A 15,657-nucleotide genomic window follows, 5' to 3' on the forward strand; every position below is an offset into this window, starting at 1 on the left:
ATAATGAGGTGTTCACGTTTGTTCACGGTGTTCATGATGTTCATGATGTTCACGTGAACACGCAAACGCTATATTTCCTTCCAAATTGACTATCCAAACAGTAACCCAAAAACTTCTTCTATCCGGCCAACGGGTATCACATTGATAGTATAGCGCGACAGGTCCAGCCGTTTTTTATCTTTTGCGGCAGTCGGCATATTATACTTAGAGATAAAGATCTGTTCAAAACCCAGCTTTTGTGCTTCGGCTATCCGCTGTTCTACCCGGTTTACCGCCCGGATCTCGCCCGATAAACCGATCTCGCCTGCAAAACAGGTTTTAAAAGGAATCGGGATATCTTCATGCGAGGAAATGATGGCCGCCGCAAGGCCCAGGTCGATAGCCGGATCTTCCACCCGGATGCCGCCAGTAATATTCAGGAACACATCTTTTGCACCTAACTTAAAACCACAGCGCTTTTCCAAAACGGCCAACAGCATACTCATCCGCTTGGTGTCAAAACCTGTTGCGGTACGCTGTGGCGTGCCATAAGCTGATGTGCTCACCAATGCCTGGGTTTCGATCAGCATAGGCCTCATGCCTTCTAAGGTGGCAGATATGGTGATGCCGCTCAAGGGCTCATCGCGCTGGGAGAGTAAGATCTCTGATGGATTAGACACCTCGCGTAACCCCTCGCCCAGCATTTCATAGATCCCCAGCTCGGATGCCGAGCCAAAACGGTTTTTTATAGTACGCAAAATGCGGTACACATGGTGTCGGTCGCCTTCAAATTGCAGTACCGTATCTACCATGTGCTCTAATATCTTTGGGCCGGCAATCATGCCATCCTTAGTAATATGGCCTATCAAAAATACCGGGGTCGAGCTTTCTTTGGCAAAACGCAAAAGTTCGGCCGTACATTCCCGCACTTGTGATACACTGCCCGGGGTTGATTCGATATGTGCCGAGTGAAGGGTTTGGATAGAATCTACAACCACCAGATCGGGTTCCAGTTCTTCTATCTGCTTAAAGATATTTTGGGTAGAAGTTTCGGTCAGTATAAAACAACCCTCACCTATTGCCTTACCTGCAGCGGGCTGAGGGGCCAGGCGTTCCGCCCGCATTTTTATCTGTTTATCGCTTTCCTCGCCCGATACGTACAACACTTTGATGTTAGGCATGTTCAGTGCCAGTTGCAGCATCAGGGTAGATTTACCTATCCCCGGCTCGCCGCCAATCAATACTAAAGATCCCGCTACGATACCGCCGCCCAATACCCGGTTAAACTCTTTGTCAGGCGTTAACAGGCGGTGCTCTTCACTAAAAGTTATATCTGTTACTTGCACGGGCTTATTGGCGCGTTGTGTAGGTGAAGGGCTGGCTTTCCAGTTTGGAACGGACGCGTTGGGTTTTTCTAAAATCTCTTCTACAAAAGTATTCCATTGCTGGCAGCTGGGGCATTTGCCCAACCATTTAGCCGATTCGAAGCCACAGCTCTGGCAGAAGTACGCGATCTTAGTTTTAGCCATTGTTTTAATGTGCAGATCGCCAAAGCTAATTATTTAGCAGATAAAATGCTAATAATATTAGGATTTATTGCATTGTTTGATAAAGGAATTAAATATCAATTCCTGAACTAATTCTTGCCAAAAAAATAACAAACTCTCCATTTGATGATGTGATTATTATCTTTAGTACATGTTTATTAAAAATCGCCTGCTTTTAATCGCGCTTTGGGGAGTTACCCAGCAATCTTTGGCACAGGATGCGTTTAAGGCAATACCTTATCTTTTTACGCAGCCCAAAAACTATACGGTTACTTACACCGGCCAATCCCCTAAAATTGATGGTAACATAAATGATGTCGTTTGGCAACAAGCCGCCTGGACGGATAGTTTTGTTGATATTGAAGGCGACTTAAAACCAAAGCCCAACTTAAATACGCGATTAAAAATGCTTTGGAACGATAGCTGCCTTTTTATAGCCGTACAAATGCAGGAGCCGCACCTGTGGGCAAACCTAACCAAACATGATCAGATCATTTTTAATGATAACGACTTTGAGATTTTTATAGACCCTGATAACGATGCCCGCGAATATTTTGAAATAGAGGTAAATCAACGAAATAAAATCTTCGACCTTTTCCTGCCAAAGCCCTACCGTGACCGGGGCGACGCACTGATTAGCTGGGATGCACCAGGGATGCAATCAGCCGTTCAATTACAGGGAACTTTAAATAATCCAAAAGATACAGATACGGGTTGGACAGCGGAATTTAAAATCCCTTTTAGTGCCATAAAAATGGGTTTTGGCAAGGGCGCGCCTGCCGAAGGTGCAATATGGCGCATCAACTTCTCGCGGGTTGAATGGGATACGCAGATCAAAAATGGCAAGTACGTTAAATTAAAAGATGCCAAAGGTAAAAACCTGCCCGAGCGCAATTGGGTATGGTCGCCGCAGGGTATTATCAATATGCACGCGCCGGAGCGCTGGGGGTACTTGCAATTCAGCAAAAAATCGGCTGTGGATAAAGATGCGTTTCAAATCCCTTACACAGATATGCAGAGGAAATATTTATGGCTGATCTATTACAACCAGCAAAAGTATTATCGGCAAAACCAAGTTTACACAGCCAACCTGAGCGAGCTGGGCTTGTCGTCGCCAAAAGTTGACGTAAGTGGAGTGGCCAACACGCTATCAGTTACAGCATCTTCATATCAATTTTCGGCCGCAATTGGCGATGGGAAAACAGATGTCCTGACGATAAATAATGACGGATTAATCCGCGCCAATAAGCTGGCCGTAAAATAAAAAGAGCAGATGCTATCTGATAGCACCTGCTCTTCCGTTCATCGCATCGCGTAATGCGCTACTATCTTAAAGCTTTATTTCTTCTCCTTTTGCCGACAAGAAATGGAACTCGGTAATCTGATAAGCAGGGTTGCTTATCACCTTTATCCATTGACTGTACTTTACAAACCATTTCATCTGGCGGTTATAAATGCCTTTCTTAATGTATGCCTCGATGTAAGGGTGCACACATAGTGAAATGCCTTTCTCGTTCTGCTCGTCTAAAATGTAATTGAAGTTGTTTTCAATATCGTCTAAAAGCAAAATGGTTGGCCTGATGGTGCCTGTACCATTACAGGCGGGGCAAACCTCGCTGGTAATGATATTCATTTCGGGCCTTACGCGCTGGCGGGTAATTTGGATCAACCCGAATTTACTTGGCGGCAAAATGGTGTGCTTAGCACGGTCATCGGCCATTTGGGCCTTCAGGTAGTCAAACAGCTCTTTACGGTTAGTTGGTTTGTGCATGTCGATAAAATCGACCACAACAATACCGCCCATATCGCGCAAACGCAGCTGGCGGGCAATTTCTTTAGCCGCCTCCTTGTTTACCTGGTAAGCATTCTCTTCCTGGTTTTCTTTATTGGCTGTACGGTTACCGCTGTTTACGTCAATAACGTGCAGGGCTTCTGTATGCTCAATAACCAGGTAGGCGCCACCGGCTAAATTTACTGTTTTACCAAAGGTATTCTTGATCTGCTTATCTACACCGTGGTGCTCAAAAATGGGCTCCTTGTGTTTATGCAGCCGAACGATCCCTTCCAGATCTGGCGATATCTCATGGATATAAGAACGTACCTCTTCATACATACTCTGCTCATTCACATAAATATGCTGGAAATCGGGGTTCAAAATATCCCTCAGGATAGTTGACGTACGGCCTATTTCCCCTAAAACCTTTTTAGCCGGCTCAACCGCTGGCAATTTGGTTATAAAGGTTTCCCATTTCGATATCAGGTCCAACAGATCCTTTTGCAACTCTTGCACACCCTTACCTTCAGATACGGTACGTATAATTACGCCGAAATGTTTAGGCTTAATGCTCTCAACCACCTTACGCAGGCGGTTACGCTCTGTATTGCTCTTGATTTTTTTGGAGATGGATATCACCTCAGAAAAAGGTACAAGCACAACATACCGGCCTGCTATTGACAGGTCTGAACTTAAACGCGGGCCCTTTGTTGAAATAGGCTCCTTGGCAATTTGTACGGGTATAAGCTGGCCTTTCGCTAAAATATCAGAGATCTTTCCCCCTTTATTTATATCGGCTTCCAGCTTAAAGTTATCTAAAAGCTTTGATTGGTATCCCCCGCTACGTACCTGTTTGGTAAGCTTAAGCAGGCTTTGTACCTGCGGCCCCAAATCAAGATAATGCAAAAAGGCGTCCTTCTCGTAACCTACATCCACAAAAGCAGCATTTAGGCTGGGCATTATCTTTTTGATACGGCCCAGGTAAATATCTCCAACTGTATAGTTGTTAGTGATTTGCTCTTTATGGAGTTCTACGAGTTGTTTGTCCTGTAATAATGCAATAGTAGCCCCATTGGCGGATGAATCGATAATTAATTCTTTTATCAATTGCTACTCCATTTCTTAAACGGCGCAGTATTGCGCCGCATGTTACTACGTGGATTAAAAACACACAAAAACCCCGGACAAGCCGGGGTGATAAGCTGTATTATAGCTTATTTTTTCTTATGTCTGTTTTTTCTTAAACGCTTTTTGCGTTTATGGGTAGCCATTTTATGTCTCTTACGTTTTTTACCGCTTGGCATGATAATAATGTTTAAATGTTAAATTTATTTTTTTAATTCCTTTATATACTCGTCAATACGCTGGCCCGCAACCGGGTCGCCCATTAATTCTTTGCATTTTTCATAAGCTGCAATCGCTTCTTTCTTTTGCCCCAGCTGTTTGTAAGCTTCGGCTAGGTAAAAATAAGGTTCAACCTCTTCCTTTACCTCAGTCATTCTTTTAAAACGGATAGCAGCCTTATCAAACTGGCCCGATTTCATGGCGAACATACCTAAATTCAGGTTAGCCGCATGGTTATCAGGTTCTTGTTTAACAACTTCTAACAACAAGCCAATACCTTTCATTGGCGCACCGCCACCGTTAACAATGGCAACACCCAAACCTGTTTTAGCCTCCAGGTCTGCAGGTTTTAATTTAATGGCACTTTCAAAAGCCTCCACCGCGTTAGCGCTAAAGGTCATTTGCGCAGCCGTATCCTGCGATGCTTTGTAAGCCTCGTTAAACCGGTTGCCTGCGTTTACCCAATCGGCAAAATCGTTGCTTTTTTGGGCAATTGCCTGATAATTGAAGGCCGCCGGTGCCGGTTGTGTAGCAGCATCCCAGATGGCGGCCAATGCCCTTTGTAATGCGGGTTTAGCCTCACCAGATGCGCTTTTGATCTGCGCTTCTAACGAATTTACCTGCTGCAACTGGGCAGCATCCAAATTTGGTTTTGCTATAGCTGATACCGAAGCTTCGGTTACGCTAACTGCCGGTTTCCCTGCTGCAACCATAGTTGCCCCGGGGGTACCCGTTTCCTTTGATTTTGTTAACCCTTTTACGGGCAACGAATACAAATAGCCCATAATGGCAATAACTGCCACGCCAACAACTATTTGTTTTTTATTCATGATTATTTAGTTGCTTTTGCGGTTTTATTACCTGAGCGCACTTTTTCAACAAAAGTTTTGGCCGGTTTAAAACTTGGTACAAAATGCTCAGGGATAATGATGGCGGTATTCTTTGAAATGTTACGGGCAGTTTTTTTAGCTCTCTTTTTTACTACAAAGCTACCGAACCCTCTAACATACACGTTTTCGCCACCAACCATTGATGTTTTTACCACCTTGAAAAACGCCTCAACAGTTTCCTGCACATCAACTTTTTCTATTCCTGTTTTAGATGAGATTTCAGCTATAATTTCTGCCTTGGTCATATCCTGTTTTCTTTTATTTAAATGTATAAATACTTAACTGTTTTGGGGTTGCAAAAGTATCGCTTTAAAATTAAAGATTAAAATAAATAGCAGATTTTTTTTCGGACGGTGGGTAAAGGGCATTTTTCGGTATAGATTATGATACGGCAATGATATGATGTTACTTTGCAAAGCATGAATCTATCAGGGGAATTAGTTGCGTGGTATAACGATAATAAACGCGACCTGCCATGGCGGCACACTACCGATGCCTATATTATATGGTTATCAGAAATTATACTGCAACAAACCCGGGTAGAGCAGGGACTGCCTTACTTTAACCGCTTTACAGAGCGCTACCCAACAGTTGCCGATTTTGCAGCCGCCACGGAGGATGATATTTTAAGGTTATGGCAGGGTTTGGGTTATTATTCGCGTGGCCGTAATATGTTAAAGACGGCAATTCAGGTACAGCAGGAATTTAGCGGCACTTTCCCTACCAGTTATTTGCAACTTTTAAAGCTGAAGGGGGTGGGGGAATATACGGCTGCCGCCATATCGTCTTTTGCAGCAAATGAGGCCCGCGCTGTGGTTGACGGGAATGTTTACCGTGTATTGGCGCGCATTTTTTGTGTAGATGAACCTATAAATTCCCCCAAAGGCAAAAAGCTTTTTCAAGGCATTGCAGACGATGTTTTAGATAAGGGAAACCCTGCAATGCATAACCAGGCCATAATGGAGTTTGGGGCGATGCTTTGCAAACCTAAAAACCCGGCATGCGGCATTTGCCCCGTACGCATTAGCTGCGTTGCTTTTAAAACGAATGCCACAACATATTTACCGGTAAAACTTAATAAAGTTAAAATACGTAATAGATTTTTTAACTATATGTTAATAACCGACGGTAAAAAAATACTGATGAACAAGCGGGACGAAAAAGATATCTGGGCAAATATGTATGACCTGCCATTGATTGAAACCGAAGATCTGATAGCACCTGAAGCTTTAATCAGATTGCCCCAAATGAAAGTTTTTGGCAGCGATATAATTATTCAAGACAGATCAGCCGTGATTAAGCACATATTAACGCATCAGCATTTATATATTCAATTCCTGGTGTTGACAAATTTCCCCGTAAATTTACAGGATAGCTGGGTTTTAAAAGATGTTGCAGATTTGGAAAATTTAGCTATGCCGCAACGTGTTTTTATATTTATAAAAAAGTTTTTTAATTTCTAAATAATTCTCCGTTAATTTATGGCATGTCTGGAATTAACAAAGTAATACTGGTTGGGCATCTTGGAAAAGACCCTGAAGTTAGGCATTTAGAAGGCGGTGTAGCCGTAGCAAGTTTCCCATTAGCAACATCAGAAACTTTTAATAAAGATGGCCGTAAAGTTGAACAAACAGAATGGCACAATATAGTAATGTGGCGCGGTTTGGCAGACGTAGCATCAAAGTTTTTACAAAAAGGCAAACTGGTTTACATTGAAGGTAAATTGCGCACCCGCTCGTTTGAAGATAAAGAAGGAATAAAAAAATATACCACAGAGGTTGTTGCCGAGAACTTTACGATGCTGGGCCGCAAAACAGATTTTGAAAATGATAATGGCTCCAGACAAGTGGTCAAATCAACCGATTTAGATGGAGATTCAGGCGATATGGTATTTTAGGAATACAGTAAGCTGAAATATTAATAAAGCCCTCCTGATTTTCATCAGGAGGGCTTTTTGTTTTTACTTATCGTGCACCCGGCGCGCAGTGTTCCTTTAAATAATTGGTATATAAAGTGCTCAGGTGTTGAAATGTGCCCGGCCCTTCAGATATACTGTGTGTACGGTTAGGGTAACTCATTAACTGAAACTGCCTGTTATATTTTATAAGCTCGTTGATTAGCAGTTCGGCATTTTGGTAATGTACATTATCATCGCCGGTACCATGTATATACAGGAGGTTGCCCCGCAAATTTTTAGCGTAAGTTATAGGCGATCCCTTCAGGAAAACAGCACGGCTCGCTTCATCAATAGGTACGCCAGTATACCGTTCCTGGTAAATATTATCGTAAGACAGTTGGTTACCCACTGCTGCTATCGCGATGCCCGTTTTAAAGATCTCGGGGTATTGGAACATCAGGTTTAAGGTTGATGAACCTCCCCCGCTCCAGCCCCAAACTGCCACACGTGTTGTATCCAGGTAGGTACGCTCCTTTAGCAATTGCTTGGTGCCCATGGCCAGGTCACGGATGTTGAGTGTGCCGATGCCTTTGTAGATAGATTTGCGCCATTCCCGTCCCTTGGGTACTGGCGTGCCGCGGTTATCTATCGACAGGTAGATATAGCCATCCTGCGCCATGTTGCCCGCATACAGGAAGTTGTTACTTGCCCCGTTCTCATCCTTTACATTTTGCCCCCAGGGTTCGCCGTACACGTAAAGCACAACCGGGTATTTTTTGGTTGGGTCAAAATTATCAGGCTTTACCATCCAGCCATCCATTACCACATTATCTTCGGTTTTTACCTTTAAAAATTCAATGTTTGATTTGGCCTTTATCTCTGCCGACCCCGATACGGCCTTTGCCACCTGCTCGGCACCACTAAAGGTTTTATGTTCGGGTAACGACACCACTTCGCTGGTGCGTGCGGTATAATAATTAGAGAAGTTATGGGTAGCGGCCTTTCCGTTTGGCGATACATCATATTCATGCGTGCCCGGTTCGGTTGCCGGTGTCAGGCGTTCTGCTTTGCCGCTGCCATCTAATTTAGTACGATAAAGATATTTCTGCGTCGCGTTATCCGGTGAAGCGGAAAAGTAAACGTAACCCGATGTTTCATCAACAGCGTTTATCTGCATTACATCGTAATTGCCTTTGGTTATCAGTGTTTCCTTTTTACCATCACGGCTAACACGGTACAAGTGCCGCCATCCGTCTTTTTCACTTGCCCACAAAAACTCGGCTCCCTTTTTAAACCAATCCCAGCCACCGTAGTAATAATGCTCTTCCCATTCGGGTAAAATATCTATCCAGGCATTATCCTTTTCATGGTAAACAGATCTGGATCTCCCTGTAGCTATGTTGCATATCATTACGTCGGTTTCATTCTGGGCGCGGTTCAGGTGCTCAATAATTAATTCAGTGTTGTTAGCGGCCCACTCCATTCTTGGCACGTATGATTGCAGCACTGGGTCCGTCGGTATGTCCATCCATTTGGTTGTACCACCGGTTGTACTAACCACTCCAATTTTAAACGGAGAGGGCGGCTCGCCAGCCACCGGGTACTCGACCGGTTTTACGTAGGGGTAAATAGAATCGGTTGTGTTCAGCATCAGGTAGTTTTTGGTCTTACTGGCATCTATCTGCCAGTAGGCTATCTGTTTGCTGTCCGGGCTCCAGCGAAACCCGTCGCGACAGAAAAACTCTTCCTCATAAACCCAGTCGAACGTGCCGTTTATGAGCTTATCGGTACCATCGGTAGTCAATTGTTTGATGCTGTTTCCGGCCAATGTTTCGGTGTAAATATTATGACCACATACATAAGCCACCTTGCTGCCATCGGGCGAAAATTTCGCAAACATTAGTGATGATGCCGGTAAGTTTGCCCCTAGCTTTTTAAGGCTTTTTGCGGTCAGGTCATACACCCAGTAATCGCCGCGGGTATTGTAGCGCCATACTTTTTTTGAGTTAGTGTAGATCAAAACCTTCTGCCCGTCTTCGGAAAGATAAAAGTTACGGGGAATAATGGCACTTTTACCCTCGGGGGTTAGCTGCGCTTTGCTTAACAGGATCGTTTTTTTTGCGGCATCGCGTGCATCAAGCACAACAATTTCGCCGCTTTGAACTTTATAGTACTGGTAACCATCTTTTGCCCAATGGGTAGATGGTATCTGGGCTTTTAAGGTGTTTTGCGCCAGCATAAAAATGCCAAGGGCGATGGTAAATAAACCAAACCGATAATGTTTATTATTCATTGAATTCAAATTTTAATATTGGGGCTGTTTTTAATTAATAAATAATGTGATGCTAAATTTTGCGTTAAATTAGCATTTTAATGCTCTCGGATACAATTACACCTATGAAAAAAGTATACCTGTTTATTTTTAGTCTTTTAGCCCTTACAGCCGCTCATGCACAAACTATCGACAGGAGTAAGTTTATTAAAGACAGCCTCGATATGTACATCAATCGCGCTATAACAAATTGGCGTATCCCGGGTGCGGCCGTTTGTATTGTTAAAGATGGCAAAATTGTACTGATGAAGGGGTACGGTACAAAAGAGCTGGGTATTATGAGCAAAGTTGACGAGAACACGCTGTTTATGATCGGCAGCAATACCAAGGCCTTTACAGCAACGGCGCTGGCTATGTTACAGGCCGAAAAAAAGATCTCATTGGATGAAAAAGTCACCAAATACATCCCCGAATTTAAGCTGGATAATAAACTGGCCGGCGAGCAGGCGATAGTAAAGGACCTGCTAAGCCACCGCCTGGGTTTCCGCACCTTTGAGGGCGACTTTACCTTTTACAATACCAACCTTGCCCGCCATGATGTGATTGCTAAGCTGGGGCAAATGAAAGCGATTTATCCGTTCCGTACTACATGGGGTTACACCAATTCGGCATTTTTAACAGCGGGCGAGATTATCCCGCGGGTTACCGGTAAGCCCTGGGAAATTTATTTGAAAGAGAACCTTTTTGCCCCCCTTGGCATGAATAATACGCTTGCCTTAAGCGCCGATATGCCAAAAGCATTAAACAGAACGGTAGCGCATACACTGGTAGACGGGCGACTGACGGCCATCCCCTATGCTAACCTGGATGGGCTGGCCCCGGCCGGGTCTATCAGTTCATCGATAAGTGATATGAGTAAATGGGTTATGGCTTTACTGAATGATGGTAAAGTTGGTAACCGCCAGGTAATCCCGCTGGCAGCTATAAACGCTACCCGCCAGGCGCAGGATATTGTAGGCAACGTACAACACCTAAACGGCGAAACTAATTACCAGCTTTACGGGTTAGGCTGGTTTATACAAGATTATGCAGGCCACCGGCTGATAATGCATGATGGAGGCGTGAATGGTTACGTTTCGTCGGTTACGCTGGTGCCTAAAGATAACCTGGGCATAGTGATACTCACCAATACCGATCAAAACAGCCTTTATGACGCCCTCCGCTGGGAAATTATGGACGCGTATTTTAAAATGAAATACATGAATTACAGCGATGCTTACCTGAATATTAATAAGAATCAGGTAAACAGTCAGCTTGCAGCGGATCAGAAAAAGCGCGATACCATTGCCACCCTCCCCAAACCAATGCTTTCATTGGCTAAGTACCAGGGTAAATACGTGAACGATTTTTATGGCAGCCTAACCATAACCGAAGGGGAAAATAACCAGCTGGAGATCCGTTTTGAGCACCACCCCAAAATGTTTGCCCGCTTGCAGGCATTAGGCGGCAACCGGTTCTACGCCACATTCTCCGATCCTACCTATGGCAAAGGAGTGTTCCCGTTTTTTGTACAGAATGGCAATGTTACCGGGTTAAGGGTTAAGGTGGCCAATTTTGTAGAGATGGACCCGTACGATTTTAAGAAGGTACAGTAACTGCAAAAAAGATTTGTTGATCTAATGAGGATAAATGTTCATGGTGTTCACGTGAACACCTTGAACGCCGTGAACGAACCATGAACATCTGATAATCAATTAGTTGATTTTTACCACACTGACACGTTATTGTCAGTACAGGCTTTTAAAGATTGAATATCTCTTGTATTTCAATTCCGTCAAGCTGAAAGCTTAACCTATTTTAGGTCGAAGTTTAATACTTCGACCAGTGATAGAGCTTATCTATTTTGCTCGCTAATCATTAGACCCCGAAGTAAAACCTACAACTTTGACAGGGTTTAAAACTATCGATTCAAGCTCTCTTATTTTATCTTTATACTCCAATTCGTCAATTACATTATTATCATAAAGCCAGGATAATTCGTTACACTGTTGCTCGTAGCCTATACTTTTCCTTATAGTACCATAACGATTAATTAAATAATCTTTCCTTTTTGACTTGATAATAGAGATAAATTTTTCTAACTTTTCTTTTGATGGGTTATTATTTAAAAACTCAATAGCATTTTGGTTATTCGACTTTACCAGATAAATCGAGTTTTTAAAGGTAAATGCATACATAATTCCGCAAACAACACCAAAGGAACCATACAATACTTCTGCCCCCTTTTCTACATCACCGCCGGACAATCGGACAATTAATAATATAGCAGCCAGAAGGATTAATATTGAGGATGATATGAGCCATCCATTCTTTCCATCTTTGGTTGTTATAATCTTTGAGCCCACCTCTTCATAATTAAGTTCATATTCGTGTTGCTTAAACAGCGTTTTAGATCTTACACGGAAACCATCCTTAGTTAGCCTAAATTTTCTTGAGTAAAATAGCCGTTGTTGATTAAACTCAGTTTCTATACTTGTATCCATCCCTCTACTTCCCTTTCCCCATCGCCATATAATCCAAAGTCAAATTACATAAGGCTTTGACACCAAGCGTAAACCCGCTTTCGTCCAGGTAAAAATCGGGGGTGTGGTGCGATGGTGCGGTGATCGGGTTGCCATCTTTTGGCATGCCGCCTAAAAAAAAGAAAATGCCGGGTACCTTTTGCTGGTAAAAGCTAAAGTCTTCGGCACCGGTAACCGGCGGGCGCAGTAAAACATTTTCACGGCCGGCGGTAGCTTGTAAGGTGGGCAGCATTTTTTCGGTTAGGGCAACATCATTAAAGGTAACCGGGTAATGGTTACTGTAGGGGGCCAGCACCTCGGCAGTAGCACCATACGCTTCGGCGGTTTTGGTGGCTATGCGTTTTACATTACCTATTACCAGTTTCTCATCATCGGCAGTAAAATAGCGTAAGGTGCCTTGCATTTTAACCGTTTCGGGGATGATATTGAAGCGTGTACCGCCCTGTATCACACCAATGGTAACCACGGCAGGGTTTTCGGTAACGTTCACATTACGGCTAACAACGCTCTGCAGGCTGCTGATGATCTGCGCCGAAACCACCACCGGGTCTATACTGCTCCAGGGATATGCACCATGTGCAGACCGGCCCTTAACGATGATCTGGAGGTCGCTCACACCGGCCATTGTGCCACCCGGGCGGTACACAATTTTACCAACCGGGGTTTGTGAATTAATATGCAAACCAAAAATAGCATCGACCTTCGGGTTCTCTAAAACGCCTTGTTTCACCATTTCTTCCGCACCGCCTTTTTCACCTAAAGGCACACCCTCTTCAGCCGGTTGAAAGATGAATTTTACCGTGCCGCGCAGGTCGGCCTTCATAGAAGACAAGATGTTTGCCACCCCCATCAGGATAGATATATGCGAATCGTGACCGCAGGCATGCATTACGCCAACTTCCTGCCCGTTATATTGAGTTTTTACTTTTGATGCAAAGGGGATGTCTACCCGCTCGGTAACGGGCAGGGCATCAATATCTGCCCGCAGCGCCACCACCGGACCAGGTTTGCCGCCCTTTAAAATACCAACCACCCCAGTAGTTGCCACGCCGGTTTGCACCTCGATGCCTAAAGATTTCAAATACGCGGCAATGATGCCCGCAGTACGCACCTCGCGGTTACCCAGTTCGGGGTGTTCGTGAAAATCGCGTCGCCAGGCTATTATTTGTTTCTCCAGCGCGTCGGCTTTTTTGCTTACAACAGCTTTTGAAGTAGTTTGTGCCGAAACGGCTATAGACAAAAACGAAAGGCCAAAAAGTAAAAGTTTTTTCATTACACAAGCGGTTGGTTGGCCTAATATAATGAATAAAGTTGAGGAGCGGAAAAGCAACTCACCCCGACTACGCTACGCTGGTCGACCCTCTCTACGCTACGCGTAAAGAGGGTAAAGGAAAAGAAAGGAAAAAGCAGCTACACCCTCTTTCCGCCGAAGGCGAAGAGAGGGTCGCGCACGAAGTGCCGCGGGTGAGTTATCTGCGTTTATTCAAACACTTCCACCTCACCGTCATGCAGGGCCCAAACCATGTAGGGGTGCGTATCGGCGTGGTAAATGTCGCCGTTTCCGGTAATGCCAATAATGCCGGCAAAGCCATCATAGGGTTTCATTTCATCCAATGTTTTGGCTGTCGCGATGGATAGTGGCATGCCATCGGTAACCCGGGTAACAATTTTTGTGGCTACAGATCCGCTGGTAATATCCTCACCTACCCCAGTACAGGAAATTCCCGCAAAGGCGTTGGCGTAATTACCGGCTGTAGTTGCAGAGTCGCTCACCCGGCCTGGAATTTCAAAGCCTTTGCCACCTGTAGAGGTTGCAGCCGCTATATCGCCATAAATATCTAAAGCCACACAGCCAACCGTACCCAGGCGAATAGAGTCGCTTAGTTTCTTTTCATACTCTTTGCGGCGTTGTGGTATCTCGGGGTTATAATAGTCAAAGCCATTGTTAGCGGCAAAATCATTGGCACCCTTTCCGCTTAAAACGCGGTCGTCGTACTCCATCAGCTTTTCGGCCAGGCAGATCGGGTTTTTAATATCCTCAATATTGATAACGCCGCTAAACTTTTGTGTTTTGCCGTCCATCAGCGCGGCACTTAAACGGATCTTGCCATCGCTCTGGATCTGTGAGCCGGTACCGGCGTTAAACAGGTCGCAATCTTCCAGCAAACGCACCGTATAAACCACGGTTTGCAGGGCAGTATGGCTTTCCAGATATTTATGCCCAAGCGTCACTATCTCGCGCAGGGCATCCTGTTTGGCTTTTTTAACTTCCTGATTGGTGTTTGATTCGCTAAAGAACCCGCCGTGTATGATCAGTTTCATTGTATGAGATCGTTACTATCCTGTGCCGCCGCTATATAAACGTCGTCCTCTACTTTTATGGCCTTTTTGATGATCATGCGTTGCAACTGCAGGTCGTACTTATCAAATAACGACATTACATGAACCTTTAAATTCTCGATAGAAACAGGGTCGCCTATTTCTACATCATAAACGTTGGTTTCCACAATATTAGTACCATCTACCAGCATTATTAATCCCGAGCCAATGGCCTCCATCGTACTGCCTTCGGTGATCAATAAACCTGCATCTTCGCCCAGGCCAATGCCCAGTATACCCGGGTTAGTAGCCACAGCATACAATAAACGGCCAATACGACCGCGCTGCACAAAATGGGTATCAACAATAACAGAATCAATAAAGCCCAGGCCTGCCGTTATCTGCACTTCGCCTTTGATCAGGGCTTCGTTGCTTTGCCCGCGATAGATCATATGGGTTGATGCTGCCGCTGCGCCTGCAGAAGTACCTGCAATAACCAGGTAATCGTCGTTGTAACGTTTTTTCAGGATCTGTAAAAACTGCGTACCGCCAAATATAGCTGTTAAACGCAATTGATCGCCACCGCTAAACATTACCACATCCGCTTTGCGGATGCGCTCTAAAATATCGTGATTGGATGCATCTTCACGGCTTTTGATATGCATTACGTTCACATGCGTAACACTTAACTGGTTAAAGGCTTTAATGTATTCGTTGCCTACCAATTCGGGTATTTGCGATGCGGTGGTAATTACCTCAACGATAGAGCCTTCCTGCTTGGCCGACTCATTAATAATACGGCGCAGGATGCCTTTTTCGAAGAACTTGATGTAGTGCGGCTGCATTATATGCTCGGTTACACTTACATTACTGCCCATATCAACAGCACCACCAATTATAACGAGTTTTCCTTTTGGGGCAATCATAATTTTTGTATCAGTTTATACAAATTAAAATAAAATTGATTAAAAACGAATGATTTAATTAATAATAATGCATTTTTTGGTCGAAACTTTTTATTAACTTGATAAGTTATTTAGATTTAAAAACAAT

At 44.2% G+C, this 15,657-nt stretch carries 13 protein-coding genes; 4 read left to right on the top strand and 9 right to left on the bottom strand.

The window, feature by feature from the left end; genetic code table 11:
* Window positions 1-89 precede the first annotated feature (89 nt).
* Entirely contained in the window at window positions 90-1,508 is a 1,419-nt protein-coding gene (gene radA / locus IDJ76_RS19000) for a DNA repair protein RadA (protein ID WP_191165599.1), read from the bottom strand.
* Window positions 1,509-1,677: 169 nt separating this feature from the next.
* Between radA and IDJ76_RS19005 the strand changes: the two genes are divergently transcribed.
* Window positions 1,678-2,790 carry a carbohydrate-binding family 9-like protein gene (locus tag IDJ76_RS19005; protein ID WP_191165601.1) on the top strand — a complete coding sequence of 371 codons (1,113 nt, stop codon included), beginning with the start codon at window positions 1,678-1,680 and terminating at the stop codon, window positions 2,788-2,790.
* A gap of 66 nt (window positions 2,791-2,856) precedes the next feature.
* Here IDJ76_RS19005 and IDJ76_RS19010 read toward each other — a convergent pair whose 3' ends face one another.
* The 3 genes from IDJ76_RS19010 to IDJ76_RS19020 form a co-directional block, all read right to left on the bottom strand.
* Entirely contained in the window at window positions 2,857-4,407 is a 1,551-nt protein-coding gene (locus IDJ76_RS19010; RefSeq protein WP_191165603.1) for an Rne/Rng family ribonuclease, read from the bottom strand.
* Window positions 4,408-4,628: 221 nt separating this feature from the next.
* A complete protein-coding gene (locus IDJ76_RS19015) occupies window positions 4,629-5,474 on the bottom strand; it encodes a tetratricopeptide repeat protein (protein WP_191165605.1) in 846 nt (281 codons plus the stop codon).
* Window positions 5,475-5,476: 2 nt separating this feature from the next.
* Window positions 5,477-5,779, bottom strand: coding sequence for an HU family DNA-binding protein (locus IDJ76_RS19020; RefSeq protein ID WP_191165608.1), 303 nt, complete (start codon window positions 5,777-5,779; stop codon window positions 5,477-5,479).
* Window positions 5,780-5,953: 174 nt separating this feature from the next.
* On the opposite strand from IDJ76_RS19020, the gene mutY reads away from it, so the two are divergent.
* Together mutY and IDJ76_RS19030 are read left to right on the top strand one after the other, a co-directional pair.
* Complete coding sequence (gene mutY, locus IDJ76_RS19025; RefSeq protein ID WP_191165610.1) at window positions 5,954-6,997, top strand: A/G-specific adenine glycosylase; 1,044 nt, start codon at window positions 5,954-5,956, stop codon at window positions 6,995-6,997.
* A 23-nt stretch (window positions 6,998-7,020) separates the two neighbouring features.
* The gene (locus IDJ76_RS19030; RefSeq protein ID WP_191165612.1) at window positions 7,021-7,431 is read left to right on the top strand and encodes a single-stranded DNA-binding protein; all 411 of its coding nucleotides are present in this window, start codon (window positions 7,021-7,023) and stop codon (window positions 7,429-7,431) included.
* A 67-nt stretch (window positions 7,432-7,498) separates the two neighbouring features.
* On the opposite strand, the gene IDJ76_RS19035 is transcribed toward IDJ76_RS19030, so the two are convergent.
* Entirely contained in the window at window positions 7,499-9,724 is a 2,226-nt protein-coding gene (locus IDJ76_RS19035; RefSeq protein WP_191165614.1) for a S9 family peptidase, read from the bottom strand.
* Between the two features lie 104 nt (window positions 9,725-9,828).
* Between IDJ76_RS19035 and IDJ76_RS19040 the strand changes: the two genes are divergently transcribed.
* Complete coding sequence (locus IDJ76_RS19040) at window positions 9,829-11,358, top strand: serine hydrolase (RefSeq protein WP_191165616.1); 1,530 nt, start codon at window positions 9,829-9,831, stop codon at window positions 11,356-11,358.
* Between the two features lie 255 nt (window positions 11,359-11,613).
* On the opposite strand, the gene IDJ76_RS19045 is transcribed toward IDJ76_RS19040, so the two are convergent.
* The 4 genes from IDJ76_RS19045 to IDJ76_RS19060 all read right to left on the bottom strand — a co-directional run bounded on the left by IDJ76_RS19045 (window position 11,614) and on the right by IDJ76_RS19060 (window position 15,530).
* Entirely contained in the window at window positions 11,614-12,246 is a 633-nt protein-coding gene (locus tag IDJ76_RS19045) for a hypothetical protein (RefSeq protein ID WP_191165618.1), read from the bottom strand.
* 4 nt (window positions 12,247-12,250) lie between these two features.
* Window positions 12,251-13,558: an amidohydrolase gene (locus IDJ76_RS19050; protein ID WP_191165620.1), complete on the bottom strand. Its 1,308-nt coding sequence runs from the start codon at window positions 13,556-13,558 to the stop codon at window positions 12,251-12,253.
* A 206-nt stretch (window positions 13,559-13,764) separates the two neighbouring features.
* The gene (locus tag IDJ76_RS19055) at window positions 13,765-14,607 is read right to left on the bottom strand and encodes an isoaspartyl peptidase/L-asparaginase (RefSeq protein WP_191165622.1); all 843 of its coding nucleotides are present in this window, start codon (window positions 14,605-14,607) and stop codon (window positions 13,765-13,767) included.
* Window positions 14,604-15,530: a cyanophycinase gene (locus tag IDJ76_RS19060; protein ID WP_191165624.1), complete on the bottom strand. Its 927-nt coding sequence runs from the start codon at window positions 15,528-15,530 to the stop codon at window positions 14,604-14,606. The genes IDJ76_RS19055 and IDJ76_RS19060 overlap by 4 nt, the downstream gene beginning before the upstream one ends.
* Window positions 15,531-15,657: the final 127 nt, after the last annotated feature.

Source organism: Mucilaginibacter glaciei, assembly GCF_014773245.1.
GTDB classification, from domain to species: Bacteria; Bacteroidota; Bacteroidia; order Sphingobacteriales; family Sphingobacteriaceae; genus Mucilaginibacter; species Mucilaginibacter glaciei.

Excerpts from the sequence above, each read along its gene's own strand:
- radA (WP_191165599.1), bottom strand. The coding sequence starts at position 1,508 with ATGGCTAAAACTAAGATCGCGTACTTCTGCCAGAGCTGTGGCTTCGAA.
- IDJ76_RS19005 (WP_191165601.1), top strand. The coding sequence starts at position 1,678 with ATGTTTATTAAAAATCGCCTGCTTTTAATCGCGCTTTGGGGAGTTACC.
- IDJ76_RS19015 (WP_191165605.1), bottom strand. The coding sequence starts at position 5,474 with ATGAATAAAAAACAAATAGTTGTTGGCGTGGCAGTTATTGCCATTATG.
- IDJ76_RS19020 (WP_191165608.1), bottom strand. The coding sequence starts at position 5,779 with ATGACCAAGGCAGAAATTATAGCTGAAATCTCATCTAAAACAGGAATA.
- mutY (WP_191165610.1), top strand. The coding sequence starts at position 5,954 with ATGAATCTATCAGGGGAATTAGTTGCGTGGTATAACGATAATAAACGC.
- IDJ76_RS19030 (WP_191165612.1), top strand. The coding sequence starts at position 7,021 with ATGTCTGGAATTAACAAAGTAATACTGGTTGGGCATCTTGGAAAAGAC.
- IDJ76_RS19035 (WP_191165614.1), bottom strand. The coding sequence starts at position 9,724 with ATGAATAATAAACATTATCGGTTTGGTTTATTTACCATCGCCCTTGGC.
- IDJ76_RS19040 (WP_191165616.1), top strand. The coding sequence starts at position 9,829 with ATGAAAAAAGTATACCTGTTTATTTTTAGTCTTTTAGCCCTTACAGCC.
- IDJ76_RS19045 (WP_191165618.1), bottom strand. The coding sequence starts at position 12,246 with ATGGATACAAGTATAGAAACTGAGTTTAATCAACAACGGCTATTTTAC.
- IDJ76_RS19050 (WP_191165620.1), bottom strand. The coding sequence starts at position 13,558 with ATGAAAAAACTTTTACTTTTTGGCCTTTCGTTTTTGTCTATAGCCGTT.
- IDJ76_RS19055 (WP_191165622.1), bottom strand. The coding sequence starts at position 14,607 with ATGAAACTGATCATACACGGCGGGTTCTTTAGCGAATCAAACACCAAT.
- IDJ76_RS19060 (WP_191165624.1), bottom strand. The coding sequence starts at position 15,530 with ATGATTGCCCCAAAAGGAAAACTCGTTATAATTGGTGGTGCTGTTGAT.